We start from the raw sequence: 26,711 nt of genomic DNA, 5'->3' as shown, positions 1-26,711 counted from the left end.
TGGAAACGAACGCATGGCGGACAACATCTTCGCGACGAGCGTGTTCTTCAAGCTCGCCATCGGCGGCAACGACCTGGGCGCCTTCCACACCTGTTCGGGTCTGGGCGCCGAGGTGGAGATGGAGCAGTACGCCGAGGGCGGCAACAACGGCTTCGCGTGGCAACTACCGGGACGAATCACCTGGTCCAACATCACGCTGACCCGCCCGGTCACCACCGATACCACCAAGATCGCGCGGTGGTTGAGCGAGATCATCCAACGGGTGGAACCCAAGGATGGCGAGATCGTGGCGCTCAAACCGGACCTGGGGCGAATCATCAGCTGGCAGGTGCTGGGCATCGTGCCGGTGCGCTGGCAGGGTCCGTCGTTCGATCCGGCGAACTCCCAGGCGGCGGTGGAAACCCTGGAAATCGCCCATGAGGGTCTGCGCCCGTCCTGACCGAAAGAGGCCCGACCCCGACCGAGCAACCCGCTCCGACCGACATTGGGGGAAGACAGCGTGTCACCCGCTGCCCGTACCAGCCGGGCCCGCGCCCAGTTGACCATCATGGAGCCGCCGGCCACGGTGGGCGCCCGGCCCGGCGGCCGCATCGCCCGCATCACGCTGCAATTCAATCCCGCGAAGTTGTCGCTGACCAAGAGCACAGAGTGGCGGCGGTCGCCGTCGCGGATGGCCGAGCAGTCGTCCCTGCCGGAATTCGTCGGCAGCGGGCCGCGCTCGTTGTCCCTGGAGGTCTTCCTCGACGCGACGGCCACCCACGACAACTCGGTGGAGAAGGCCGTGGAGCAGCTCATGCTGGCGTGCGTGCCCACCCCCGCCAGCCTGGCCGCCAAGAAGCCGGCGAGTCCGTGGGTGCGGTTCGACTGGGGCACGGCGAAGACCACGTCCTTCGACGGGGTGCTGTCCAACTTCTCCGTGTCGTACACGCTGTTCGACGTCGACGGGAAACCGTTGCGCGCCACGTGCTCGTTGTCCATCGAGGAGGCCGGCTCCGCGCCGGCGGGCCAAAACCCCACCTCGGGCTCGCCGGAGGCGCGCCGCACCCACCGCGTGGTGGCCGGGGACAGTCTGGCCCTGCTGGCCTGGCACGAGTACGGCGACGCCACGCTGTGGCGCACGATCGCGGAGGCCAACGACATCGACGATCCGATGACCCTCGCCCCCGGCACCGAACTGCTCGTCCCCGCCCTGGGCGAGCCGGAGCGGGACGAGCCGACGTGGAAGGACCCCGCATGACGCCCCCAGGCCGGTCGTTCGCGGCCGATCCGATCGTCGAGGCGCCCGGCGAGTTGCCCGCGGCGTGGGTGGCGCAGCTCGTCGCGTGCGAGGTCGACGAGAGCGTCGGCCTGCCCGACACCGCACTGTTGTCCTACCGCGACCCCGACCACCAATTGCTCTCCGCCACCGGGATCGGCATCGGCACGCCCGTGAAGATCTCCGTGGAGACGGCACGGGACCGCACCCGCGAGCGCCTGTTCACCGGCGAGGTGACCGCCATCGAGTTGGACTCGGACACCACCGGTTCGTTCACCGTGATCCGCGCCTCCTCCAAGGCGCACCGCCTGCAACGCGGCCGCAAGGTGGTCGCGTTCCGCAACATGCGCACCGCGGACATCGTGCGCAAGGTCGCCGCCGGCGCCGGGCTCGCCTGCGGCCGCATCGAGGCCGCGCCGATCATGCACAAGCAGCTGACCCAGGCCAACGTCTCGGACTGGGAATTCCTCCGCCACCTCGCCGCCGAGAGCGGTGCCCAGGTCGGCGTCGACGACAAGGGCCTGCTGCAATTCGTCAAACCCAGGGCCGCCTCGACGGCGCCACCCCCGTCCACACCGGCCGGCCGAAGTCCCGTCGTCCTTGAATACGGCCGCAACCTCCTCGCCTTGCGCGCCGTGCTCACCGGCGCCGACGGGGCGGCCGACGTCGAGGTACGGGGCTGGAACGTCACCACCAAGACCCCGCTCGTGGCCAAGAGCCCATCCGTGACCAGCACCACGGTCGCCCCGGGGATGAGCCCCAGGGTGGTCGGGCGCGCCTTCGGCGCGGCCACCCGAACCACCATCGCGGACACCCCCTACCGCACCCAGGCCGAGACCCGCGCCGTGGCGAGCGCAACGGCGGCCACGGTGAGTTCCGGCTTCGGTGAGGTCGAGGCGGTCGCCGAGGGCAACCCCAAACTCCGCGCCGGCGAACCCGTCACGCTCGGCAACGTCGGGCCCGCCTTCTCCGGCCGCTACACCGCGACCGCCGCGCACCACGTCCTCGAACCACACCGTGGCTACCGCACCACCGTCGTGGTCAGCCCCGTCTCCGACCGCTCCCTCGCCGGACTGGCCACCGGGGCCAACGCACCCTCGCGCGGACCCCGCATGCCCGGATTGGCGATCGGCATCGTCACCGACGTCCGCGAGGAGGGCAACGCCCAACGCGGCTGGGTGCGGCTGAAGTTCCCCTGGCTCGACGACACCTACGTCACCGACTGGGTCCGCTCCGTGCAGTGGGGCGGCCGAGGCGGCGGTGGGGTGTTCGCCCCCGAGGTCAACGACGAAGTACTCGTCGGCTTCGAACAGGGCCTGCTGGACTGCCCGTACGTGCTGGGCGGTTTGTACAACGGCGTCGACAAGCCATCCCCGCACGACGTCCCGCTGATCGACCGCACCAGCGGCAAGGTCAACCGCCGTTCCCTCGTCTCGCGTTCGGGCCACCGACTCGAACTCCTGGACACCGCGCGCGGGCAGTCCGGCGTGCGGTTGGCCAGTGGCAACAAGCGCCTGGAGGTCCGCCTGAACGAACGGGCCAACATCATCGAACTGACCGTGTACGCGCCGACCGGCCGCCGCCCCGCAACGTCCGTGACCCTGTCCCCCACCGGCATCACCCTCGACGCGGGCACCGGCGACGTCACCATCAACGGCCGCTCGGTCGACATCAACGGCAAGACCGGCGTCACCATCGACGGCGGCCTGCTCGGCGTGCTCAAGGCCCGGCTCATCCGGATCAACTGAGCGCCGCATACCCGTGGTTCATCCACCCACAGCCAAGGAGCAGCGACGATGCCCCCCGCAGCCCGCACGGGCGACACCACCGACCACGGCGGCGCCCTGACCACCCCGCCACCGGGTGCCGCAGCCGCCGTCGCCACCGTCCTGATCGGCGGCCGCCCCGCCGCCGTCACCGGCACCCTGCACGTGTGCGTGGTCGTACCGCATGTCGCACTCGGCCCGGCCAACGTCGTCCTGCCCAACCCGGCCGCCGCCGGCACCGGCGCCGTCCTGATCGGCGGCCTGCCCGCGGCCCGCGTGCGCGACACCACCGCGTGCGGCGCGCACATCGTCACCGGCGCGCTCGACGTCCTGATCGGAGGGCCGATGTGAGCGGACGATTCATCGGCCGCGGCTGGGGATTCCCGCTGCGGGTCGGCCCCACCGGCGGCATCGGCATGGTCGAGCGTGACCGGGAGATCGAGGAGGCGATCCGACTCGTCCTGGGCACCGCACCCGGCGAGCGACCGATGCGACCGGAATTCGGCTGCGGCATCCACGACTACGTCTTCGCCCCCGGCGACGGAGCCACCGCCGGACGGATCGCGCACGAGACCCGGATCGCGCTGGAGCGCTGGGAGCCGCGGATCGAGGTCGGCGACGTGCTGATCGCCTTCGACACGGTCGACGAAGGCGTGCTCTACATCGACATCCACTACACCGTGCGCGCGACCAACGACACCCGCAACCTGGTCTTCCCCTTCTACACCATCCCGTCGTCGGAGAGTCCGGCCGACCCGCAGGCCGCACCGAACGCGGGGGGGCGCTGATGGCCCTGCCCTCACCCAACCTCGACGATCGGCGCTTCCAGCAACTGGTCGACGAGGCAAAACGATACGTGCAGCAACGCGCGCCCGAATGGACCGACCACAACGTCTCCGACCCCGGCGTCACCCTCATCGAGACGTTCGCCTACATGGTCGACCAACTCCTCTACCGCCTCAACCGCGTCCCGGAGAAGAACTACGCCGCGTTCCTCGACCTGCTCGGCATCACCCTGTTCCCACCCGCCGCGGCCACCGCCGACGTCGACTTCTGGCTGTCCGCGCCGCAACCGGAAACGGTGCACCTGCGTGCGGGCACCGAAGTGGCCACCACCGGCAACGAGACCCGCGAACCCGTGGTGTTCGCCACCACCGACGACCTGGCCATCGTGCCCAGCAGCCTGATCCGCCTGGTCACCGCGCCCGTCTCCGGCGGACAACACGACCGCACCACCGCGCTCGCCGCCGGCACCGACATCCCCTGCTTCCAACCCCGCCCCGCCCCCGGCGACGCCATGCTCCTCGGCCTGCCCACCGCCGTACCCCGATGCATCGTCGCGGTCCGCCTCGACAGCCGCGTCGAGGGCGTCGGCGTCGACCCCCGCCAACCACCCCTGGTCTGGGAGGCATGGGACGGAGCGCGCTGGATCGGCTGCGAGCTCGGCTCCGACAGCACCGGCGGACTCAACCGACCCGGCGAGATCATCCTCTTCGTCCCCGCCGGCCACACCGCCTCCGTCGTCGCCGGCACCCGCGCCGGATGGCTGCGCTGCCGCGTAGTCCCCGCCGAGGCCGGCCAACCCTTCTACGCCGAGACCCCCACCATCCGCGAAGCCGAGGTGTTCACCATCGGCGGCACCGCGGTCGTCGAACACGCGGAGACAGTCACCGACACCCACCTCGGCGTCTCCGAGGGCGTCGCCGGACAACGCTTCGCCCTCAGCCGGTCACCCCTGCTGCTCGACCGCGAACCGCCCGTCGTCGAGGAGTCCTCTCCCGACGGTTGGCGCACCTGGACGGCCGTCGAACACTTCGGCGCCTCCGCCCCCGACGACCGACACGTCCGCGTCGACGCCACCACCGGCGAGTTCGCCTTCCCGCCCGCCGTCCGCGAACCCGACGGCACGATGCGCCACTACGGCGCAGTCCCCGCTCAAGGCGCCCACCTGCGCGTGCCCCGCTACCGCACCGGCGGTGGCACCGCCGGCAACGTCGCCCGCGGCGCCATCCGCGTGCTGCGCAGCTCCGTTCCGTACGTCTCCGACGTCGACAACCGCGAAGCCGCGCACGGCGGCGTCGACGGCGAGACCGTGGACAACGCCAAGACCCGCGCCCCCACCGTCCTGCGCGTGCAGGAACGCGCGGTCACCGCCCGCGACTACGAGATCATCGCCTGCCAGGCGGCCCCCTCCGTACGCCGCGTGCGCTGCCTCCCGGCCGTCCCCGGCGAACCCGGCGCCGTGCGCGTCCTGATCGTCCCCGACGCCGTCGCCGAGGAGGGCGACCGCCTGCGCTTCGAGCAACTGATCCCGTCCGAGCACGTCCTGTCCACGATCACCGAACGCCTGGACGAACGCCGCCTCGTCGGCACCCGCCTGATCGTCGAACCCCCCGCCTACCAGGGCGTCACCGTGGTCGCCCGGCTGATCGCCGCGCGCCCCGGCGACGTCGACCGGGTCCGCGAAGCCGCACTCGCCGCCCTGTTCCACCGGCTCGACCCCTTGCACGGCGGACCCGACGGAGACGGCTGGCCGTTCGGCCGACCCGTACAGTACGGCGAGGTGTTCGCCGTCCTCCAACAAGTCGACGGTGCGGAACTCGTCGAAGAGGTACGCCTGTTCCCGGCCGACCCGATCACCGGACGCCGCGGCGGGGCCGCCGAGCGCATCGAAGTCGCGGCCAACGCCCTGGTGTTCTCCTACCAGCACCAGGTCGTCGTCACCGCCCGCCAAGCGGCCCGCAGCGACGGACCCGCATGACCAGAGCCGCCGTACCCGGCCTGCCCACCCCCCACCCCATCGGCGAACTGCTGCCCGCCCTCTACGCCGACGACGACCTGGCCCAACGTTTCACCGCTGGTCTCGACACCGTCCTCGCCCCCGTCTTCGCCACCCTCGACAACCTCCCCGCGTACCTCGACCCCACCCTCGCCCCCACCGACTTCCTGCCCTGGCTGGCCGGCTGGGTCGGCATCGACCTCACTCCCGCATGGCCCGACGGTCTGCGCCGGGCAGTCGTCGCCCGCGCGGTCGAACTGCACCGATGGCGCGGCACCCGCCGCGGCCTGACCGAACGCCTGTGGTTGTGCTGCGGCGTACACGCCGACATCACCGACGGCGGCGGCGCGACCTGGTCGGCCGAACCGAACTCCGCGCTCCCGGCCGCCCCGACCGGCGAACTCCTCGTCCGCGTCCGGCCGGCCCGCACCCCCGACGTCGACGAGGCCCGCGTCCACGACGTCGTCCGGGCCTCCTGCCCCGTCCACCTCATCTACCGGATCGAAATCCTGCCCGGCCCACCCCACCCGAGTGAGGACTGAAGAACCCATGCGCTCATGTCCGACGTGCGGGGCAGCCAACGAAGAAAACGACGACTTCTGCGGCAACTGCGGGTCGTACCTGGGCTGGTCACAGGAGCCGAACGAACCACCGGCAACGCCGCCCGGCGACACCCCCGTGTCGATGCCACACACCGCCGAGAGTCCCGCACCGCCGGAGCCGACGACCGCGCCCCCCGCACCGCCGCCGGCGACGCCGCCCCCACCCACCACCGAGCCCTCGGCCGGTCCCGCGCCGGTCCGACCGACCGCCCCGCCAACGCCCCCCACAGCGCCCCCGTCCCCCACGCATCCCACCGCGCCGGCTCCCCGCACACCCCCCGAGCCGGCCCCGGTACTGCCGGTGCAGCCCGCGAAACCCGTGGCACCACGCCCCGTCGTCCGAGCGATCGGCACCGACGACGCCCAGGACGGCCCACCCTGCCCGGTCTGCGGCACCCGCAATCGCCCCGACCGTCGCTTCTGCCGCCGCTGCGCCGCCTCGCTCCACACGCCCCCACCCACACCGACCCTGCCCTGGTGGCGCACTGTTTGGCCGTTCCGCCGCCGCGTCCGCACGGGGTCGGGGCAGCTGGTGCGGCGCCTGATTGCCCTCCTGGTCGTCATCGCCCTGGTGATCGCCGGCTTCCTTCTCGTCCCGGCCGCCCGCTCGCTCTTCGAGGACACCAGAGACAAGCTCGGCAAGGCGGCGCAGATCACTCCGACCACCGTGACCGCCGACGCCGAAGCCCCCGGACATCCCGCCGGCAACGCCACCGACGGCCTCACCAACGAGTATTGGGGAGCCCCGGCCCTCGGCGACACCCTCACCTGCGCCTTCGCCGCCCCCTTCCGGCTGGTGGGCGTCGTGGTCAACAGTGGGGTCTCCACCGCAGCCGAGGAATTCCGCCGCGCGCCACGGCCGACCCGAGTCGACCTGCTCATCACCACCACGGACGGCCGAACGACCACCCGCGCCATGACCCTCGACGACCGGCCGGGCCCACAGACCCTCCGCATGGGCATCGGCAACGTGACGTCGGTCCGGGTGACCATCCGCGCCGCAACCGGCGCGACCCCCGAACAACCCATCGCCCTCGGCGAAATCGAGTTCTTCCGCCGCACCTGAGCCCCGGCCGGCCCTGATCGGGTCCCCGTTCTTTCGCGGGGCTCCTCGCTCCGAGGAGAAACGCACCGACCGAGCGACGAGCCGACGTTTTCGCCCCCTCCGCCAACGGCCGGTCGGCACGGTGAAGGGTTCACGCTCGACGCCGTCGGCCGGGCCGTGCCCACGCGGCCGTCCGCTCCCGCAAGGTGTCTGCCGCCGCCACGTTGCCCGGGTGTCGGGGCCCAGCGATCGCGCACGCACGTTCGTGGGCAGCTACGACCGGGTCATCGGCGTCGACAGCATGTCCAAGTCGTACGGGCTCTCGGGCCTGCGGATCGGTTGGGCGGTCGGCCCCTCGCAGGTGATCCGCGACCTGTGGCGGCGACACGAGTACGCCGCCATCGCCACCGGCCGACTCGACAACATCCTCGCGGGCATCGCGCTGGAGGAGGCCACTTCGACGCGGATGATGGCCCGCAACAGGGCGGCGATGAGAGAGGGTTGGGCCCTGTTCGAGGACTGGCAGCGATCGCTCGGCGGGCTCGTCCGGGCCCATCGCCCGATGGCCACCCCACTGGTGTTCCTGCGCTTCGCCACCTCGCTCGACTCGGTGCGGGCCGGACACCGGATCCGTACGGGCGCGTCCACACTGATCTGCCCCGGCGAGTACTTCGGCTTCGACGGCTACCTGCGGATGAACTTCGGCTTCGGCCGGGACCCGGTTCGTCGGTCGACGGGCCGGGTTCCGCATCGCGTCTTCGCCGCAGGAGTCTGCGGGCGGGCGCGGCGCGACGTCGGGCGCGGATCGGCGACCGCGTCCACGCGGTGATCCGCGGCGTCGGAACCTCCTCCGACGGGGCATGTGATGATCGTCGGATGACAACGGGGCGGCGTGGCCGGTGGGCGTGGGGTTACGGGCTGCTCATGGCGGCGGTCGTGGCGGGTGTGAACGGGTGCGCGGACCAGTCGGGGTCGAGGACGCGCAATGCCGGCGGAAGCGGTTCGTCGTCCATACCCACGCTCTCCGAGGGCAGCGGAACGTCCTCCGCGCCCAGGGACCGCGACGCGTCGACGACGTCGAACACCGGGTCCCCGCCCGCCCGTTGCCCGGAATCCGGGCTTCGGATCACGGCGGAGGAGCCGGAGGCCGCGATGGGGCTGCGGGCGATGGGTCTGACGATGGTCAACTGCGGCGATACGACCCGCACCGTGACCGGGTATCCCGCCATTCGCGTCCTCGCCGCCGACGACACCGAACTCGACGTCGCGATCGAGCCGGGGGCTGCCTCGATCGCCACCATCGACACCCTCCGGGCCGAGCCGCGACCGGTGACGCTGCGTCCCGGCGAGCGGGCGATCTCCGGGGTGGCGTGGCGCAACACCGTCACGAGCGCGGCGGGCGCCGATCCGAGCGGGCACCGGCTCGACGTCGCGCCGTTGCCGGGGCAGGCCCGGCAGCGGCTACCGATCCCGGGTGGGATCGACCTCGGCGACACGCGACGCCTGGGCGTCGGCCCCTGGCACACCGCCGGTTGACCGGTCGGGCCCTGCCCCGCCCGCCCTCCCCGCGGCGAACGGGCGCGCTACGGCCGAAGGGAGTCGTCCGGATCGAAGTCGCCAGGCGCGGGAACGAAGTCGATCCGCACCGCCACCGGCGCGCCCGTGGCGTCGAGATCCACGAACAGCGGGAAGAACCCGTCCCCCCGACTCGTCATCGCGCACAGGATCCTGGCCCCGTCGACCTCCACCGTTCCGGCCTCGACGTCGGAGGCACGGAATGCCCGTCAACGCCGTTCAGGGCCGGAGCCTCAGCCGTTGCCCAGGGTGCTTCCGAGGAGGGGCAGCAGGCGGTCCCAGTGGAGCTGCATCGCGGCGGGGTCGAAGGCGTCGGTGTCGGCCATGGTGAAGCCGTGGACGGTGCCGGGGTAGATCTCGGAGGTGTGGTCGACGCCCGCGGCATCCAGGGCCTGGTTGAGCTCGCCCAGGGCCTCCGGCGTCAGGTCGGATTCGGCGTGGCCGAAGAGGACCCGGGCGGTGAGCTTGGCGAAGCTGTCGGGCCCGTCGGCACCCACGGGACCGTGGAATCCGGCGACGGCGGCCACCCGGCCGGGGTGCGCCGCGGCGGTGCGTACCGCCAGGAGACCACCGATGCAGTAGCCGGTCACGGCGACCGGTCCGGCGCCGACCTCGGGTTGGGCGGCGAGGAACCCGAGGTAGGCGTCGGCGTCGCTCAGGACACGTTCGGTGGTGTGCGCCTGGATCAAGGGCATCAACCGGGCGATGATCGCGGGCCGGACCTCTTCGCCGATGTACTCGGGAAGTTCGACCACCGGTGCCGGGCCGTGCCGGTAGAAGAGGTTGGGCACGAGCACGTAGTACCCATGCCCGGCCAGTTCGCGGGCGATCTCCCGCAGCACGGGCCGGATGCCGAACCCGTCCGCGTACATCAGCACCCCCGGGTGCCGCCCGCCACCTTCGGGGAAGGCGGCGAATGCGTCGGCTCGGCCATCCGCGGTGGGGATCTGCACTGTCTTGATGGGCAAGGTCGTCCTTCCTTGGAGTTCGCTCCATTAACGTTAGTCTCACTATCGTTTTGGGCGTGAGCGAACCTATACCGTTAGTTGGACTAATGCAACGGGTAGCATGGGTGCCATGATCAGCGCCGAATCCGCAGACATGCCCGACGGCGGCGGGCTCAGGACACCCGACCGGCTGCGCCGGCGGGCGAGTCGGCTCCTGTCGCAGCTCGGCGTGCCGTCGGACCGGCTGATCACCGAGGGGCTGGCCCGGGTCGAAGCCCGCAAGTGGCACTATGCCGTGCTTGCCTCGCTACAGGATTACGGGCCGGGCAGCCAGGCGGAGCTGAGCACACGCTCCGGCATCTACCGCAGCGACATGGTCGGCGTGCTCAACGAACTGGCCGAGCGTGACCTCGTCGAGCGCGCACCGGACCCCGACGACCGGCGCCGCAACATCATCACCATCTCCGCCCGGGGCCGCCGCCGGCTACGCCTCCTCGACCAGGTCCTGGACGACCTGCAGGACGAACTGCTCGCCCCGCTGAGCCCGGCCGAACGCGACCAGTTCGTCCGGTTGCTCACCCGCCTGCTGGACCACCACACCCGCGACAGCCAGAGCGCGACCCGCACCGAACCCGCACGGAGGCCACATCCGGAACCTCCGGGCGGGGGCGCCCGCGCCAGGTGACCGGTGCTCGAATACGCCCGAAGGAATGGAACGGCCGGGCCGCCTCAAGAAGTTGTCATGGCCCACCACCAAACATTCCCGGCCAACCCGCAACATCCCGACCCACACCACGGCCCACCACCCACCGCCCCCGGAACCACCGCGGATTCCGCGCCCCGTCGGCCGGCAGGGGTCCGGGTGCTACGGGGTGTGCGGACGAGCGAATCCGGCCCGGTGACTCGGATCGTCCCGGACCTCCGGCCCACGCGCGGTGGTGGCCTCGCCCCGAGATCGCCGGCGGCCTCGGGGCCGGGTGTCGGTGAGGAGGGCGTCGAGCGCGTCCCGGGACGCCTCCAACGCCGCCATCGACGCACTGATCCGCGCACGCTGTCGGTTGAGCTGCTCAACCAATCCCGGACAGCCCGAGGGGACGGGGTGTCCCCCGTCGTCGTGGACACAGTGCAGGACACGGCCTATGACCGCGGTCGGCAGGCCGGCCGCCAAGAGCAGGCGGATATGGCGCACCGCGGCGACGTCGGAGGCCGTGTACTCCCGGAAGCCGTTCGCCGACCGCAGCGGCCGCAGCAGGCCCTGTTCCTCGTAGTAGCGCAGCAACCTGCGACTCACACCGGCCTCTTCGGCCAGATCCCCGATACGCATGAGACTCCCCGACGCTGTCGATGACGCCACCACGCCCGCCCTCGCCATCGGGCGTCGCGGACGATGGGGAAACGGCCCGAAGCGCTTGCCGATTCCCGACCGCGCCGCCTCGACTCGGTCCGAGTCGCGCGCGCGTCCGACTCCGATGGGCCGGGACGCATTCGGGGTGGGCTGCCCGCACGCGGCGCGTCGACCCGGCGCACGACTTGACCCTCACATCGGTGTGACGATCTAACGTCCCGCGCTACGAACCCCCGCGAGCGCGAGGGAACACGAAGGGAGACGGCAATGCCGGGAGTGATCATCATCGGGGCGGGACCGGGGATCGGTGCCGCCGTCGCACGGAGGTTCGCGGCCGAGGGGATGCCGATCGCGCTCGTCGCGCGCACGCACGCGTCACTGGACACGGTCGCCGCGTCGATCGCCGGTCACGACGTGCCCGTGACGCGGCTGTCGGCCGACAGCGCGGACGAGAGCGCGCTGCGCGCTGCACTCGACGCGGCGGTCGACGCCATGGGGACGCCCGATGTGGTCGTCTACAACGCCGCGATCGTCCGCTCGGACACACCCGGGCAACTCACGACGCTCGAACACGGCCGCACCTGGGCGGTCAACGTCCTCGGCGCGCTCACCGCCGCCTCCCACACCGCCTCCGCCCTCGCCGAACGCGGCGGTACCTTCATCGTCACCGGCGGCATGCCCGAACCCAAGGCCGACTACGTCAGTCTCTCCCTCGGCAAGGCCGGGCTGCGGGCCCTGGTCACGATGCTGGACCAGACCTACGGCCCCGACGGCGTACACGTCGCCGCCGTCACCGTCGCCGGACCGGTCGCCCCCGGCACCGACTTCGACCCCGACGACATCGCCGAACACTATTGGCGGCTGCACCGCCAGCCCCGGTCCGCGTGGCAGCGCGAGGTCGTCCACGACGGACGCACCGGCGCTGACCGACGCGTCGGCGACGATCCGGCCGAAGGAACCGCCACCCCACCCGACACCGACCGCGACGCGCCCGCACAGGTCGTCGCCGACTGGCTGGACCGCTTCCGCACCGCCTTCGACGCACACCACGTCGGCGACATCATCGACCTGTTCCATCCGCAAGCCCTGTTCCAAGGCATCGACACCGAACCGGCTTCCGGCCGAGAGGCCATCGGTGCCTACTACACGGCCGTCGCCCCCGGGACCACGGCGACGACACGGCTCCTGCACGCGCGCCGCCTGGGCGACCGGACCGTGACGGCCCTGGCCGACGTGGACTTCTCCCCACTCACCGGGGACACGGTCCCGGTACGCGTGTCCATCGTCGCCCGCCGCGACTCCGACGGCTGGACCGCGCGGCATTACCACGCGGCCCGGCGGGTCACGCCGGAATCACATCCTTCCTGACACAGGCGCCCCCGACCGTCCTCGGACGCCAAGTCGGTCCACCCGGAGGTGTCGTCACGCTGCACTCCTCGGAGCCTCCGGCTCGCATCCCGCCCGGACGATGGCGCTGCATCGGGCAACCAGCGGCGCGACCGCGTCGGGATCGGTCCGGGGCCCGGGGAAGCGCGTGATGGCCAACCCGACACAGGCGAAAGGCAGCGGCCACACGCCGAGCGTGCAGAAACCCGCCATGGCCCACGGCAACCAGCCGCCGACCCCGCAGGCCACCGCGATCGCCCAGGCCGTCAACCCGGGAAACAGCGCCGCCGACGCCATGGCCAGGCGCAGCATGCGCCGGTGCCGGCCGCCGTGCGTCGGCGGGAGACGCGCCAACACCGGTGGCGCGTGCTCGTGCAGCACGGCCTTGAAAGCATCGCTGCGGTCGATCTCCTCGAAGGTGAGCCCCTCGTGGAAGTCTTCGACAAGCAACGCGTAGAGCGCGACCTGCACGGGATCGTCGGTCGGCCTGCGGTGTCGGTCCAAGGCCCGGACGACGCGTCGCCGCGAGACGAAGACCAGACCTGCCTCGCGGAGCCCGTCGACGGCAAGCTCGCGCGCCGACACCTTGGGAACCGCGAACTCCGCGGCCTGGTAGAGGTTGATCGGCAGCGCCGCAGCCGCTTTCGCCGCGGCGAACTCCGCAGGTGAGGCAGGCCGCTTGGACAACGCCCCCAGCACGAAGTAAACCGCCACCAACCCCACGGGCACCAGCAGCGCAACATCGTTGTTCACGTACCCCCACCCCCGTCGCGACAGCTGCCTGAACTACGGACGGCACAGGCGACGGACGAGCCGTACACACCCGGCGGCGCGGCCACCTCCCCCATCCCCCATTCCCCGCTCCCTTGCCTCATGCCTCGCGCGGGCCGCCGCGAGCGCGGCGCGCCCGCCGCCGAACCGGGCCCGCGCAACAAGGAATTCGAGGGCTCGCCTGCCCCCTCCGCCGGCCGCGCCGTTGTGCGGGCGTGGCCTCGCTCGCCGAAGGCGGCCACGTCACCACGCAAATGCTCGACCGCCACCCTCGGGGCGCCGACGACCACGGCTCCGGCGCCGCCTGATGGCGTTCAGCAGCGGCATCACGGCCACTTTCCCGGCGGTCGTCCATGCCGCAGCTTCTCTCTCCCGTCCGCGGCAAGCATCTCAACCGGCCGCTGCCCCGTCAGAGGGAGCTCCCTCCGGCCGGGTGCAGCGTGGCGGCGCGGGTGCGGTTCATCCGGTGCTGGAACGGATCGAACGTGAGAGCCGCCCGTCGGCCGCCCGCCGCCTGCCGCCCGCCGCCCGCCGCCTGCCGCCTGCCGCTGTGCACGCCGGGGGCCGTTTCCGGACCGGGGTGTCCGTGTCGCAGACACACCGAAACTCGGCCCGAAAGTCCACGCCGGAGTCCTCCACGCATCAACCTGTTTAGGCCATCCGGGTTGTCATCGGCAAAGAACCGTCTCCCCGGCGATCGGGCGGCCGATCGTGGAGGAGGACGGCCGACGGGTCGTCCAGGGGCGGGAAGGAGTGCGAATGTCTCCTGGAACGGTTGTGTTCGCGATATCCGAGGCGGTTGACGGCGACGGCGTCCGGGCCGAGCAACTACGACGCATCCGAGCGGTACTTCAGGCCGATGGCTTCGATGTGCGGTGTGTGACCCGAGCGCGGGACGCGGCGGGCGTACTGGGATCCGACCCTCGTGTGGTGGCGGCCGTGATCGATTGGGAACTCGAAGCGGCGGACGCCCATTCGGACGCGGCCGCCGTGTTGCGCGCGGTCGCCGAGCGTTTTCGGGACCTGCCGGCGTTTCTGGTTCTCGACCACCACGATCCGGCGGAACTGCCGTTGTTCGTCGCGGAGACCGTGGTCGGCTACGTGTGGTTGTCGGAGGACACGCCCGGCTTCATCGCGGGTCGGATCGCGCACGCCGCCCGCACGTATCAGGACGCGCTGCTCCCGCCGTTCTTCGCGGCGTTGCGTCGGTTCGACGACTCGTTCGAGTACTCGTGGCACACCCCGGCCCACGCGGGCGGGGTGGCGTTTCTGAAGTCCCCGATCGGCAGCGCGTTCCACGAATACTTCGGCGAGCAGCTCTTTCGTAGTGATCTGTCCGTGTCGGTCGCCGAGTTGGGATCGCTGTTCGAGCACACCGGGCCGATCGGCGCGGCGGAGCGCAACGCGGCGCGGGTGTTCGGCGCGGATCGCACCTACTTCGTACTCGGTGGCGACTCGGCCGCCGACCGCCTCGTGGGTCACGCCTCGATCGGGCTCGACGAGATCGCGTTGATCGATCGCAACTGCCACAAGTCGGTCCTGCACGGCCTGGTGATGTCCGGGGCGCGGCCGGTGTATCTGGTCCCGACCCGCAACGGCTACGGACTCGCCGGCCCGGTCCCGCCGAGCGCGCTCACCCCGCAGGCACTGCGGGCACGGATCGCGGATCATCCGTTGACCACGGACGCCGTCTCGCCCGTGCCGGTGTACTCCGTGTTGACCAACTCGACCTACGACGGCCTGTGTTACGACGCGGTACGAGCGGCCGGCACGCTCGGGCAGAGCGTCGCGCGGGTGCACTTCGACGAGGCGTGGTTCGCGTACGCGCGCTTTCACCCGCTGTACGCGCATCGCTTCGGGATGTCGGTGGGCCCGGAGACATTGCCCGGGCCGGAGCGGCCGACGGTCTTCTCGACCCAGTCCACGCACAAATTGCTGGCCGCGCTCTCGCTGAGCGCGATGGTGCATGTGCGGGACACCCCTCGGGCGCCGGTGACCCACGACCGATTCAACGAGGCGTACATGATGCACGGTTCGACCTCGCCGCTCTACCCGATGATCGCCTCACTCGACGTGGCCACCGCGATGATGGACGGCCCACAGGGTCGCTGCCTGATCGACGAGGCGGTGACCGAGGCGGTGCGCTTTCGCCGGGCGATGGTGCACCTGGGCCGCAGAATCGCCGCCGCCGGGGACCGCCCCGCCTGGTTCTTCGGAGTGTGGCAGCCCGAGGAGGTGGTCGACCCGGCCACCGGCGAGGCCGTGCCGTTCGCGGACGCCCCACCGGATCTGCTGCGCACCGATCCCTCCTGCTGGCAACTCGCTCCCGGCGCCGCGTGGCACGGCTTCCCGGACCTGGAAGAGGGCTGGTGCCTCCTGGATCCGGTGAAGGTGACGATCACCTGCCCGGGCACCACGGCCGGCGGCACGATGACCGACTGGGGCATCCCCGCTCGTGTCCTGACCGCCTATCTGGAGACCCGGCGCGTCATGGTCGAGAAGACCGACACCTACAGCACGCTGATCCTGTTCTCCCTGGGCATCACCAAGGGCAAGTGGGGCACGCTGCTCGACGCGCTCACCGACTTCAAGGCCCGATACGACGAGGGCGCGCCCCTGGCGGAGGTGCTGCCCGAGATCGTGGCCGCACATCCGCACCGCTACCGGGACCTGACGCTGCGCGACCTGTGCACGTCGATGCACGAACACTTGCGTGACGCGGGCCTGGTCGGACTTCTCGACGACGCCTTCCGCATCCTGCCCCGGGCCGCCGCTCCGCCACAGGCGTCCTTCCGCCGGCTCATGCGGGGCGACACCGAACGCGTCCCGCTCACCGCCGCTGCCGACCGTGTCGCGGCGGCCATGGTGTGCGTCACCCCGCCCGGCATCCCGGTCCTGCTGCCGGGCGAGGAAATCGGCGCGGCCGACGGCCCGTTGCTGCGCTACCTGCGCGCGCTGGAAGACTTCGACCGACGCTTCCCCGCCTTCGGCAGCGAAACCCACGGCGTGACCATCGACGACGACGGCAGCTACCTGATCGAGGTCGCGGGCCGCAGCCAACCCTCGAAGCGATGAACACCCGCCCGGTTCCCCGGCCTGGGTGTCGCCCGGGCCACGGTCTCACTACAGGCGGCCCTCCGGCGGTGGGAATCGCATGCGGGGAACCCCGGACGGCCGGCCGGGCGTTGCGTGTGTGAACCGAATCGTGCCCACATCGGCGTGGGAACGGCGCAGACCCAGGAGGGCGCGATGACCCGGCGACACGTCGCCGCCAGTCGTCGCCTCGTCGGCTCCGCGGCCACGCGCCGCCGCCACGCGGATCCCCGCACTCGCCGGGGTTTCCGGCGCGGCGGATGGCTCCGGGTGCTGATCGCGGTCGTCCTCGCGCTGCTCGGCGCGGTGACTTCCCCCGCGTCCGCGCGCGCGGTCGCGATACCCGATTCCGACCATGTCTCGGTCTCCGCGCACACCACCGCCGATCCGGGGCACGTGCGCGACATCGCCGACGAGGCGACCCGCGACGTGCGACGCGGCCCGCCGGCGCCGTTCGCCACCCGCGACCTGCCCAACGAGCGGCACCACCTCCACCACTCCCACGACGCGGCGCTCGTGGGGCACGTTTTCGCGCTCCTGTGCCCCGCAGGGCATCGAACCGGCGCGCCGGCCGCCGACGCCGACCCTTCACCCCGCCGTTTCGCGCTCCCGACGGGTCGCGCTCCACCGTCTCCCCGGGCTCCAGACCGTCCCTGAGTCCGATCGCCGCGCGTCGACCACCGGCCGCGGCGTATCCGTGGAGACCATCCTTGCCACGTGCCACCAAGGTGCGGGCGTTTTTCGCCCTCGCCATCCTCGTCATGTCCACCTACATCGCCGCGACCGTACCGCCGCGCCTCGGCCTCGACCTGCGTGGCGGCACCCAGATCGTCCTGGAAACCCGGGACTCGCCCACCGCGAAGGCCGACCGCGACGCCACCGATCGAGCCCTGGAGGTGCTGCGTCGTCGAGTCGACGCGCTCGGCGTCTCCGAACCCGACCTGGTCCGCTCGGGCGACCGACGAATCATCGTCCAACTACCCGGCGTGCAGGAGCCGCGCCGGGCCGCCGAGGTGCTCGGCCGAACCGCACAACTCACCTTCCATCCCGTTCTCGAGGTCGCCGACACCACGGAAGCCACGACCTCACCCGACGCCGGCGGGCGACGGATACTGCCGGACGAGTCCGGCCGGATGCTGACGCTGGACGCGGCACGGATGACCGGAGCCGACGTAGACAGGGCCGAAGCCCTCCTGGAGCCGGCCGGCGGCGGCTGGCACGTGACGCTCGACCTGCGCGGTCGGGGCGAACGGGCCTGGGCCGAGTTGACCGGGGACGCCGCGTGCGCGCCTCCGGGCACGCCCGCGCGGCGCGTGGCGATCGTCCTGGACGGCAAGGTCGTCTCGTCGCCTCAGGTCGACCCGTCGGTGGGCTGCGACACCGGAATCCTCGGCGGATCCACCCGCATCACCGGCGACTTCGACAAACGCGAGGCCCGCGAGTTGGCGCTGCTGATCAACGGCGGCGCGCTGCCGGTCCCGGTCGAGACGGTCGAACACCGCACCGTGGGACCCACGCTGGGCGAACAGGCCATCGAGGCCGGCATGTGGGCCGCGATCATCGGCGCCGCGCTGACCGCGCTGTTCATCGCGTGCGTGTACCGCCTGCTCGGCATCCTCGCCGCGGTGGCCCTGGCCGGCTACGGGCTGATCGCGTACGCCGCCCTGGTCGGCCTGGGCGCCACCCTCACACTGCCCGGACTCGCGGGATTCGTACTGGCCGTCGGCATGGCGGTCGACGCCAACGTGCTGGTGTTCGAACGGGCCCGCGAGGAGTACCTCGCGCGAACCGCACCGGCCCTGCGTCCGTCACTGACCCGAGGCTTTCGCAACGCGTTCGGTGCCGTCGCCGACTCGAACGTCACCACCCTGATCGCGGCCGGCCTGCTGTTCTTCCTGGCCACCGGTCCGGTGCGCGGATTCGGGGTGACACTGGGCATCGGCGTGCTCGCGTCGATGGTCAGCGCGCTGGTGGTCACCCGGGTCCTGGCCGAGTTCGCCGTGAGCCAGGCGGCGGTACGACGCCGGCCTCGGATCAGCGGCATCGCGCACGCGGGCCCGGTGCGCGAGTGGCTCGCCCGACGCGATCCGCACCTCATGCGGCACCGCCGGCGCGTGCTCGCCGTCTCCGGCGTGCTCGCGCTGGGCCTGGCGGTGTCCGGCGTGGCGGTACGCGGCGTCGACTTCGGCGTGGAGTTCACCGGCGGCCGGCTCGTGGAGTACTCGACCGCCCAGTCGGTCGATCCGGACCGGGCCCGGTCCGCACTGGCCGACGCCGGGTTCCCCAAGGCCGTCGTGCAGACCTCGGGCGATCGCGAACTCACCGTACGCACGGGAAAGCCGACCGATGCCGAGGAGGCGCGGATCACCGCGACGGTCGACGAACTCGGCGGCGGAGCGGAGAAGGTGCGCGACGAGTTCATCGGTCCGAGTCTGGGCAGGGAATTGCGGCTCAAGGCCGTGATCGCCCTCGGAATCGCGCTCGCCGCCCAACTGGCATACCTCGCGGTGCGGTTCCGCTGGACCTTCGGGGTGGCCGCGGTCGTCTCCATGGCACACGACGTGCTGATCCTGGTGGGCGCCTTCGCGTGGCTGGGGCGCACCGTCGACGCGGTGTTCCTGGCCGCGCTGCTCACCGTGATCGGCTACTCGGTCAACGACTCCGTCGTCGTCTTCGACCGAATCCGCGAACTGCGCCGCACGCCCGCGCACGGCAAGCGCTCACTCGCCCGGATCACCGACACCGCGGTGCTCCAGACCCTGCCGCGCACCGTCAACACCGGTTCCGGCGCGTTGTTCGTCCTGGTCACGCTGGCGGTGTTGGGCGGCGACTCACTGGCCGACTTCGCGCTGGCGTTGCTGATCGGCGTGGTGGCCGGCACCTGCTCCACGGTGAGCGTCGCCGCGCCTCTGGCCGTCGTGTTGGAGTCGCGCGCGACCCCTTCGCCGCCACGCGCGGCCCGATCCCGAACCTCGCCCGACCATCGCGGCCACGGCCCCCGCCGTCCCGGCCACGCGCCCCGCGACAACGGCGCACGCGTCTGATCCCACCCACCAACGCACCGACCGATCCCGTGAAACAGGCCCGGCCCCTGCCGCCGGACCGGTTCGTTCGCCGACGAGGACCTCGGCCGCTTCACCCCCGACAACAGTCCGCCCACTCCGCTCCACCACGGGGCACCGCCGTCGTGCACGCGCCGAGAGCAACGGGGAGCTCTCGGCCGACGTGCTGAGCACAGCCGCGAACTCGGCGTGCCGCCGACCGATCGACATCGCCGAGTTCGCGGGCCCGGGTCCGAGCAGGCGGCAGTTCCGCGTACTCACCGGCACAGCGCCGAGCTGCACCCCGCGGCGGGGGTTCGGGACGGCGGCTCGCCCACCCGGTTCTCACCAAGCGGGCGGAACGGGCTTACGACGGAACCTGCGCGACACAACGCCCATCATCACAATATGAATAAACATCGCAACTGCCCTGTACTGCACCGAACTTGCGCACAATACGACCGCTCCGCCGTCGCAACGGGGCCACATTCGAAATTCGGAATTCGGAATTCCGATTGGCCCGAACCTCAGATGTTGCTCAAGTGCGATTCCCAGGCCACATTCGCCGCCGGTAGCTTCGCTCCCGAGCCGCAGGGCTGATCATTGGGATGTCCTGTGGGTGTCTACCCGCGATCCCCACTGATCGTTTCCCCGCACACATGGCGCGCCGGCGGTCGAAGCAGAGGATTTCCGACAGCAGCCGAGTCCGTGGGCAAACGACCGGGTGGTCCCGACCTCGTTGTCGAAAGGACACCAATCATGGCATCTGGCATATCTGGCAAAAATCCGAAGCGCCGACCCGTCAAAGGGACCCGGATCGCGGCCGGGCTCGTTTTGGCCGTGACCGGGGTCCAAGTGCTGGAGGCGGCCACCGCAGTGCGGGCCCACGCCGACGAACCGAACCTGCCGGAACCCGGTAACAACCGAGGGCCCAGTTTGTCCTGGCGTGTCATGGACGCGCTTCAGCGGAATGTCCCCATTACGCCGGACATGGTGCCACGTGATGCCAAGTTCTTCATGTCGAAGCTTTTCGTGGCTTCGATCATCCAAACGACCATCACCGAAGCCCGGCTCGGCGGTCCTTTCGTCAACCCACATCTGCACAGTTGGCTTGTTACCGCCAAGGACGTCGCCGCCGGTGTCAACTTGTTCATGGCAGAGCGCGCAAAGACCATTCAGGGGGCCGAGAACGAAGCCCGCACGATTCTCCGGGAGCGAAGCGCGGCGGTAGCGGACTACGTCGCAGAGCTGCGCAACGGACCGGTGAAAAACCCCGATGTCTTGCGGAATCTCGCCCTGACGGAGGCCGCCTACCAGGGGCTCGACGACAAGTACAAGCATGTGGAGATCAACGAATTCGCCAAGAACATCGTCGACGAGCGTGAGCGGGTGAAACTCAGCCCGATCCGCGACGTGCGGAGCGACCCGGTGCTCCGCAGCCTCGCCGAGGAGACCTTCGCGAGGTCCAGGGTGGCCCCCGCGTTGACCGACGCATTGGAGTACGAGGCCATCAAGGCCGTCGAAGCCACGGACCCGAACAAGTCGGTGAAGGAGTTGCGGGGCCGGAGCTTCCTGGACTACCAACTCTCCAAGTACAGCGACCGACTTCCCAAGCCCGGAACCACCTCCGGCTACCCGGACGGACCCGAGAAGCCCGGCGGCGACCCGGCGGGCAAGGGAACGAACAACCCCAAACCGGTGACGAACGGGCCCTCGGGCGGAGCGGCCGAACTGCCGCGCGGGGAGACGCCGGAGGCGGGCAAACCCTCGACCGGCCAGGGCAACGGCACGCCTGAAACGGGTCGTGGAGGCGCGACCGAATCGTCCGGGCGCGGCGGTAGCACGGAGAGTACGACAACCCGCCCCGGGGCGGGGAAGCCGGCGGCAGGCGAAGGCAAGTCGGCTGCGGGCGAGCCCGCGCGCGGGTCGGGCGGCACGCAGACCGACCCCCTCCGCGCACCCGGAGGAACCACCGCCGGCGAGCCCGAGGCCAAGCCCGCGCCTACCGCGGAGCCCAAGGCCAAGCCCGGGACCGCGGCGGAGCCCGAGGCCAAACCCGCGCCCGCGGCGGAGCCCGAGGCCAAGCCCGGGACCTGGGACGAGACGAGGCCGACCGTGCCGCGGGAGGCTCCCGTCGAACCCGCGGCGAAGCCTCGCACCGCCACGGCCGAGAAGCCGGCAGCACCGGAGTACACGCCGAAGACCGCCAGGTCGGCCACCGAGGACGCCTTCACCCGCAACGTCAACATCGCCGTGAAGCAGAACGCCGCGTTCGAGGTGGCGGCGTTCGCACTCGAGCAGGTTCAGGGCCGGCTGACGTCGGACTACCTCAACTGGATGGTGCGCCGAGCACAGCAGGACCCGCAGTTCGTGGACCGGTACCTGACCCAGTACGGGAACTGGCAAAGCATGAGCTGGGCCGAACGGCGCCGGTACGAGGTCGACCACTTCTTCGACGACGGCCTCGACTTCATCAACTCGGTGGCCTTCTTTCCGGAGATGGCGAAGTACATGCAGGCGATGCAGAACTTCTACCGGCCGGCTTCGCCGGGTGACCCGGGCATGACCTCGACCGAGGTGACCGTCGAGCCGTACACCGGCGGCGGGCAGACCACGGACGCGGCCAACCGCATAACCCTGGGCCCGGACGGCCAATGGCACGACCGGTCGCGCATCTACATGCTCACCGACCGCGACAAGAAGGCCGCGCCCCCGCCGGCCCGGACGCCCGCCGAAAAGCAGGCCCCACCGCAGACGCAGAGCCGGCCTCCGGCCAAGGCGCCTGCCAAGTCGGGTCCGCAAGCCAAGTCGGGGGCCCAGCAGAGCGTCGACGCCAAGATGCGCGAGAAGAGCAACCGCACACCGGGCAAGTCGGGCACCAGCGGCAACAGTGTCAACCCCGACCGCTCCAACGGCAGTTCGTCCGAGTCCCACAACAACCGGCTCGGAGAGGGCGGTGGCCACAAGCCTTCCGGTGGCGGCGCGCCGGGACCGTCCGGTGGCGGCTCGTCCGGGCCCTCCAACGGCGGGTCGGGTACGAGTCCCGGAACCGGTGGCAGCAGCAACAGCAGCGGCAACGGCGGCTACGGCGACAACGGCGGTGGCGGCAGCGGCAACGGCGGCGGTGGCGGACAGTCCAGCGACCCCGGCCCCGACTCCGGGAACAAGGGCCTCGGCTTCGGCGGCAAGTCCTCGGGAGGCGGCGGCTCGGACGCGTCCAAGCGCGTGTGACCGACGGTCCGCCGTCCGGCTCCGGCAGGCCGGACCGGGCGGCGGACCGTGACAGCCGAACGTACGAGAACGGGCGCCTGACCGCCACCGGCCGACCCGGGCGAACCACCTTCTGCGTACGGTGCGTTCGCGGAAAATGAAAACCCGGGCCCGGCTGCTCCCCAAGCCTTGGGGGGCCGGGGTCGGGCGTTCCCGCCATCGGCAGGCGCGGACCGGATACTGCGGTCCTCCGGTGGTCTTCCGGTGGTCTTCCGGTGGTCTTCCGGATCGTCCGACCTTCGAGGCTTTACGGGGAGCGCGGTATGTGGGCACCAGGGACGGTCTTCGGCGACCGATACACCTTGGCCGAACAATTGATCGACGGCAGCGCTGCGGAGGTGTGGTCGGCGGACGACGCCGTACTCGGCCGGCGAGTCGTGATGAAGATCCTGCATCCGGAACTCGGCGCGCACGCCGTGGCCGTGGAACGGTTCCGCAGCGAGGCACGACTCGCGGCGACGCTGGGTCCCCCCGGAGTCGTCGGCGTCCACTGCAGGGACAGGACCGAGGACGTCCCAGAAATCCCTTATGTCGTGGTGCAGTTCGTGGACCGCAGTGCGCTGAGCGGAAGAGCCGCCGCGAACGGCTCGATAGCCTACGAACAAATCCCCGACGTCGTGGCGCAGACGCTGGAGGCGTTGCATGCGCAACATCGCCACGCCATCGTGCACCGCGACGTCGAGCAATCCGGCCCCACGCCCCGAACACTCAACCCTGCCGCGAGCCGGCCCGCCCGCAGGCGTAGCCGAAAACACCGCACGGCCGTCGCCGCGTTGCCGGCCGCCGCCGTCATTGCGGCGGTCGCCACCGCTCTGTTCGTGCTCCACTCGCCTGCGGACACCACCCCCGAGGCACGAAACGGCGGGCCGACGAACGCGCAGACGCCGGTCGCCCCGGGCACCGCATCACCGGAGGCGACACCGCAGGCCGACACCGGAGCACCGACGGGACCCGGCGCCGCACCGTCCAGCGCGCCCGAGGATCCGACGACCGCGCCGGCGACGGACCCGCTCTCCGTCCCGGACGGGCCTGCTGTGAGCGGGAGTTCGGCCCCGGTTGCGCCGCCCCCGGCGGCTCCTGTCAGGCCGACACCGGCCGGAGCGACGAAGCGCACCGCGGCCGGGAGTACCGGCTCCACGCAAGCCGGCGGCACCTCCACGAACAGCGGCGCGCGGCAACCGAGCCGCCCTGTCGCCAAGCCGGCCGCCGCGGCCCCGGCAGCCGCGCCTGCGGTGCCCGCCGGATGCGGCGGCTCGGGCTGGGCAGCCATCACCAACGTCGGCGACGGCACGAGGGTCGGCATCGACACCGCGAGCCCCGGCGTCGGCAGCAGGCTGGTCATGGGGGGACACACCGAATACGGCTGGGTCACCGCGCAGGTCGGCCCCTGGAAGAACATCCGGGCCTGCAACACGAGCGGCCTGACGATCGTCCCGACGTCCGGCGGCGGCGGGTCCCCATCCCTCGGCACCGCCGTCTTCACCGACGGACTGCTGAACATCAGCGCGGCGCCCACGTCGGGCGCTTCCCTGATCACCGGTTTCACGGGCACGCAGTGCCTGACCGACAACGGCCCGGGCCGCCAACTGACCTTCGCCTACTGCGTTCCGGGAAACAAGGCCCAGCAGTGGTACATCCGATAGTCGGCGTGCCGACGTGGACTCGAACCCGGTGCCTCAGCGACCTGGTTGCGCGTCCAGGGCTCGGCCGAACACCACCTGCACGACGCGTTCTCGACCGGCGCGGGGTCGCCGTTCGTCCTCCCGCCGCGCGGGTCGCCGGCCGCCCTTCCCGGGACGGCGGCCTCGGTATCGACGTACCGTTGCGCCCATGACTTGCGCGACGCGCTGAACGAGGTGGACCCGGCACCCACCGATGCGCGAAATCCCCGCGCCCGGAAGCACGTCGAGGCCGACGTCCGGTCCACGCCGTGACCGGACGCCTCGGCGCTACATCCCCTGGTCGCGGGAGGCGGCGGATCGCCTCCCGTTTTGTGATCCGAGGTTGTGCACCGGAGTCTTGGCTGTAGGCACCATGAAGTCGACGCCGACTGCGGGCCCGAACGAAAGGCTCGCCGCCGACTTTGCCACCGTCATCTTCCCCCCGATGATCCCGGAGTGGCGGGTGGGGGCGGCCTTGGCGGTACGGGACCTCTGGGGGGCGGGAGCCGCGCGGATGATCTTGGCTTCCGCCTCTTGCTTCGCCTTGTCGAAGGCCGCCCAGGTGTCCGCTTCATTGTGCGGGACGGGCCTCATGTCCTCGGCGAGCGATTGGAGAAAATCACCGTTGCTCTTCGCGCGATCCAGCCTCTCTCTCCTATCCATCAGCTTGTCGTGCGAAGGAACATCGTTCATGTCGTCCGCTATGCGCGCGTCCCACAAGGCCTGGTCGCGTTCCCGCTCCCGGGCCTGTTCTCGCTCGGCCTCCACGGATCGGGCAGCCCAGCGTTCCGCGGCGCGTTCCGGGGCGTTGCGAATCGCCTCGACTCCTCGCCTGACCGCGGTTCGCAAGCCGGGAGCGCGTGGCCCGACGCTCGGCGCGACCGTGGGCATTGGGGGTATGACCATGGGTGCGGGTGCGGGTGCGGGCGCGTGTGTCGGTTTCGGCGGCATCTCCTTCGCGCTCTCCCGCGTCGATCCGGACGGTCGCGCAGGCGGTTCGAGGGGCTGGGACATGTCGGACCTCCAAGGGATCGTCGGTCGAAGGACGCGACCCACAGGCGCTCGATCAAACGCCCTGGCGCGACGCGGACCTGATCATTTAAGCACTTTGCCTCGATCGGGGATCCGGTCAAGACCCGTGCTGCGGAATTCGGATGATCCACGAGGCGAACACAAAGCCCTCGTCGCCGCTGCCGCACGAGTGCGATGGCGTCGCGCAGTTCCTCACCATTCGCGCTGTGTTGGGGCGCGCCGGGGCCCACGTCACCGGAGCCTCGTTCACAGCTGCGAGGGCACGCGTCTGCCTAGTTCCCGATGGCGGGGATGATCGACGCGGTCGAGGCGCTCGCCAGTCCGATCACCAGGAACAGGGCGATCAGACCCCGCCCGAGCCCGCTGATCAGCAGCGGGCGCGTCGCGGAGCGATCCGTGCCCGCCTCCCACATAGCGGCGTCGCCGAACAGACCCTTCGGGTAGGCCGACGTCACGAGCAGGCCGTACGCCATGAAACGCATCCGATAGCGCACGATCGCCGCGGTGGCCTCGAACAGCGGATCCGGCATCCGGCCGGCGATCAACACGATCAACCACAGCACGAAGGACACCGCGAACCACCCTGCCCACGCCAGGGCCTGGACGACGAGGGCGGGAATGATCAGGATGATGCGGAAGAACACGGCGAGCCGGTTCAACCGCCCCGGCCGCAGCCCCACCCGAACCGGATAGTCGGCCGGGGTCGTCAGGGCGAAGGGCGGATACCGGTCGACCAGCAGCATCTGACTCGCCGTCACCCGCGTTTCGTAGCCGATGAACCCGCACAGGTACGACGCGATCGGCCCGGGCAGTCGACCCATGACGAGCGCGGCGAACCAGCCCACGAACACCAGGACGGTCGCCACCAGGCCCAACACCCACACGACGATGAACTGCGGGATCAGCAGGAGGTAGCGGAACAGCACGGTGAGCCGGCGTTGCCGCCCGGGAGCGGGCATGTCGAGAACGGGCAACCACTCCCCCCGCTCGGCCACCGATGTGCTGCCCCAGGTCCCGGTCGTCATGGTGTGCTCCAGACTCGGCCGACGGTCACCGTCCCCACGCTGACAGCGGGTGACCGGGAGGGCATCCGGGCCGACCCGGACGAGTGAACCCCTCACCCATCCGCCGGCACTCACGCCG

The 26,711-nt window shown here is 71.2% G+C and carries 24 protein-coding genes; 17 read left to right on the top strand and 7 right to left on the bottom strand.

The genetic code is table 11. From position 1 onward, the window contains the following. Positions 1 to 13: 13 nt before the first annotated feature. The 9 genes from ACIBSV_RS09940 to ACIBSV_RS09900 all read left to right on the top strand — a co-directional run bounded on the left by ACIBSV_RS09940 (position 14) and on the right by ACIBSV_RS09900 (position 8,276). Positions 14 to 439 (top strand): phage tail protein, encoded by a 426-nt coding sequence (locus tag ACIBSV_RS09940; protein WP_395861151.1) that lies wholly within the window; start codon positions 14 to 16, stop codon positions 437 to 439. 60 nt (positions 440 to 499) lie between these two features. Next, positions 500 to 1,237, top strand: a complete 738-nt coding sequence (locus ACIBSV_RS09935; protein ID WP_395861149.1) for a LysM peptidoglycan-binding domain-containing protein — start codon at positions 500 to 502, stop codon at positions 1,235 to 1,237. Further along, positions 1,234 to 3,003, top strand: coding sequence for a VgrG-related protein (locus ACIBSV_RS09930; protein WP_395861147.1), 1,770 nt, complete (start codon positions 1,234 to 1,236; stop codon positions 3,001 to 3,003). The genes ACIBSV_RS09935 and ACIBSV_RS09930 overlap by 4 nt, the downstream gene beginning before the upstream one ends. A gap of 48 nt (positions 3,004 to 3,051) precedes the next feature. After that, a complete protein-coding gene (locus ACIBSV_RS09925; protein WP_395861145.1) occupies positions 3,052 to 3,372 on the top strand; it encodes a PAAR domain-containing protein in 321 nt (106 codons plus the stop codon). Beyond that, positions 3,369 to 3,809 (top strand): GPW/gp25 family protein, encoded by a 441-nt coding sequence (locus ACIBSV_RS09920; RefSeq protein ID WP_395861143.1) that lies wholly within the window; start codon positions 3,369 to 3,371, stop codon positions 3,807 to 3,809. The genes ACIBSV_RS09925 and ACIBSV_RS09920 overlap by 4 nt, the downstream gene beginning before the upstream one ends. After that, positions 3,809 to 5,782 (top strand): putative baseplate assembly protein, encoded by a 1,974-nt coding sequence (locus ACIBSV_RS09915; RefSeq protein WP_395861141.1) that lies wholly within the window; start codon positions 3,809 to 3,811, stop codon positions 5,780 to 5,782. The genes ACIBSV_RS09920 and ACIBSV_RS09915 overlap by 1 nt, the downstream gene beginning before the upstream one ends. Further along, on the top strand, positions 5,779 to 6,342 hold the full coding sequence (locus ACIBSV_RS09910; RefSeq protein ID WP_395861139.1) for a phage tail protein: 564 nt from the start codon (positions 5,779 to 5,781) through the stop codon (positions 6,340 to 6,342). Before ACIBSV_RS09915 ends, ACIBSV_RS09910 begins: the two co-directional genes overlap by 4 nt. A gap of 592 nt (positions 6,343 to 6,934) precedes the next feature. Beyond that, positions 6,935 to 7,468: an NADase-type glycan-binding domain-containing protein gene (locus ACIBSV_RS09905; RefSeq protein ID WP_395861137.1), complete on the top strand. Its 534-nt coding sequence runs from the start codon at positions 6,935 to 6,937 to the stop codon at positions 7,466 to 7,468. 211 nt (positions 7,469 to 7,679) lie between these two features. Further along, on the top strand, positions 7,680 to 8,276 hold the full coding sequence (locus ACIBSV_RS09900; protein ID WP_395861135.1) for an aminotransferase class I/II-fold pyridoxal phosphate-dependent enzyme: 597 nt from the start codon (positions 7,680 to 7,682) through the stop codon (positions 8,274 to 8,276). Between the two features lie 82 nt (positions 8,277 to 8,358). Here ACIBSV_RS09900 and ACIBSV_RS09895 read toward each other — a convergent pair whose 3' ends face one another. After that, the gene (locus ACIBSV_RS09895) at positions 8,359 to 8,655 is read right to left on the bottom strand and encodes a hypothetical protein (RefSeq protein WP_395861849.1); all 297 of its coding nucleotides are present in this window, start codon (positions 8,653 to 8,655) and stop codon (positions 8,359 to 8,361) included. Between ACIBSV_RS09895 and ACIBSV_RS09890 the strand changes: the two genes are divergently transcribed. After that, positions 8,600 to 8,983, top strand: a complete 384-nt coding sequence (locus ACIBSV_RS09890) for a DUF4232 domain-containing protein (protein WP_395861133.1) — start codon at positions 8,600 to 8,602, stop codon at positions 8,981 to 8,983. The two genes, ACIBSV_RS09895 and ACIBSV_RS09890, sit on opposite strands and share 56 nt — an antisense overlap. A 47-nt stretch (positions 8,984 to 9,030) precedes the next feature. Here ACIBSV_RS09890 and ACIBSV_RS09885 read toward each other — a convergent pair whose 3' ends face one another. Both ACIBSV_RS09885 and ACIBSV_RS09880 read right to left on the bottom strand, forming a co-directional pair. Continuing rightward, complete coding sequence (locus tag ACIBSV_RS09885) at positions 9,031 to 9,162, bottom strand: hypothetical protein (RefSeq protein ID WP_395861131.1); 132 nt, start codon at positions 9,160 to 9,162, stop codon at positions 9,031 to 9,033. A gap of 93 nt (positions 9,163 to 9,255) precedes the next feature. Next, positions 9,256 to 9,990, bottom strand: a complete 735-nt coding sequence (locus ACIBSV_RS09880; protein ID WP_395861129.1) for a dienelactone hydrolase family protein — start codon at positions 9,988 to 9,990, stop codon at positions 9,256 to 9,258. 109 nt (positions 9,991 to 10,099) lie between these two features. Here ACIBSV_RS09880 and ACIBSV_RS09875 point away from each other — a divergent pair, with 109 nt between their 5' ends. After that, positions 10,100 to 10,654, top strand: a complete 555-nt coding sequence (locus ACIBSV_RS09875; protein WP_395861127.1) for a MarR family winged helix-turn-helix transcriptional regulator — start codon at positions 10,100 to 10,102, stop codon at positions 10,652 to 10,654. 180 nt (positions 10,655 to 10,834) lie between these two features. Here the strand turns inward: ACIBSV_RS09875 and ACIBSV_RS09870 are convergent, their stop codons facing one another. Next, complete coding sequence (locus ACIBSV_RS09870) at positions 10,835 to 11,293, bottom strand: MerR family transcriptional regulator (protein WP_395861125.1); 459 nt, start codon at positions 11,291 to 11,293, stop codon at positions 10,835 to 10,837. Positions 11,294 to 11,581: 288 nt separating this feature from the next. Between ACIBSV_RS09870 and ACIBSV_RS09865 the strand changes: the two genes are divergently transcribed. Further along, a complete protein-coding gene (locus ACIBSV_RS09865) occupies positions 11,582 to 12,682 on the top strand; it encodes an SDR family NAD(P)-dependent oxidoreductase (protein WP_395861123.1) in 1,101 nt (366 codons plus the stop codon). Positions 12,683 to 12,736: 54 nt separating this feature from the next. On the opposite strand, the gene ACIBSV_RS09860 is transcribed toward ACIBSV_RS09865, so the two are convergent. Then, a complete protein-coding gene (locus ACIBSV_RS09860; RefSeq protein ID WP_395861121.1) occupies positions 12,737 to 13,453 on the bottom strand; it encodes a hypothetical protein in 717 nt (238 codons plus the stop codon). A gap of 777 nt (positions 13,454 to 14,230) precedes the next feature. Between ACIBSV_RS09860 and ACIBSV_RS09855 the strand changes: the two genes are divergently transcribed. The 5 genes from ACIBSV_RS09855 to ACIBSV_RS09835 all read left to right on the top strand — a co-directional run bounded on the left by ACIBSV_RS09855 (position 14,231) and on the right by ACIBSV_RS09835 (position 24,518). Continuing rightward, positions 14,231 to 16,546: an Orn/Lys/Arg decarboxylase N-terminal domain-containing protein gene (locus tag ACIBSV_RS09855; protein WP_395861120.1), complete on the top strand. Its 2,316-nt coding sequence runs from the start codon at positions 14,231 to 14,233 to the stop codon at positions 16,544 to 16,546. A 174-nt stretch (positions 16,547 to 16,720) separates the two neighbouring features. Further along, positions 16,721 to 17,221, top strand: a complete 501-nt coding sequence (locus ACIBSV_RS09850) for a hypothetical protein (protein ID WP_395861118.1) — start codon at positions 16,721 to 16,723, stop codon at positions 17,219 to 17,221. 53 nt (positions 17,222 to 17,274) lie between these two features. Beyond that, positions 17,275 to 19,608, top strand: coding sequence for a protein translocase subunit SecD (gene secD / locus ACIBSV_RS09845; RefSeq protein WP_395861116.1), 2,334 nt, complete (start codon positions 17,275 to 17,277; stop codon positions 19,606 to 19,608). A 987-nt stretch (positions 19,609 to 20,595) separates the two neighbouring features. Continuing rightward, the gene (locus ACIBSV_RS09840; RefSeq protein ID WP_395861114.1) at positions 20,596 to 22,836 is read left to right on the top strand and encodes a hypothetical protein; all 2,241 of its coding nucleotides are present in this window, start codon (positions 20,596 to 20,598) and stop codon (positions 22,834 to 22,836) included. Positions 22,837 to 23,138: 302 nt separating this feature from the next. Then, positions 23,139 to 24,518: a hypothetical protein gene (locus ACIBSV_RS09835; protein ID WP_395861112.1), complete on the top strand. Its 1,380-nt coding sequence runs from the start codon at positions 23,139 to 23,141 to the stop codon at positions 24,516 to 24,518. A gap of 306 nt (positions 24,519 to 24,824) precedes the next feature. Here the strand turns inward: ACIBSV_RS09835 and ACIBSV_RS09830 are convergent, their stop codons facing one another. Continuing rightward, the gene (locus tag ACIBSV_RS09830) at positions 24,825 to 25,427 is read right to left on the bottom strand and encodes a hypothetical protein (RefSeq protein ID WP_395861110.1); all 603 of its coding nucleotides are present in this window, start codon (positions 25,425 to 25,427) and stop codon (positions 24,825 to 24,827) included. A gap of 413 nt (positions 25,428 to 25,840) precedes the next feature. Next, positions 25,841 to 26,593: a DUF4389 domain-containing protein gene (locus tag ACIBSV_RS09825; RefSeq protein WP_395861108.1), complete on the bottom strand. Its 753-nt coding sequence runs from the start codon at positions 26,591 to 26,593 to the stop codon at positions 25,841 to 25,843. Positions 26,594 to 26,711: the final 118 nt, after the last annotated feature.

The sequence above is a fragment of the Embleya sp. NPDC050154 genome, assembly GCF_044460165.1.
Taxonomy (GTDB): Bacteria; Actinomycetota; Actinomycetes; order Streptomycetales; family Streptomycetaceae; genus Embleya.
The sequence above is the reverse complement of the archived record's forward strand: the minus strand, read 5'-3'. Positions and strand labels throughout refer to the sequence as shown.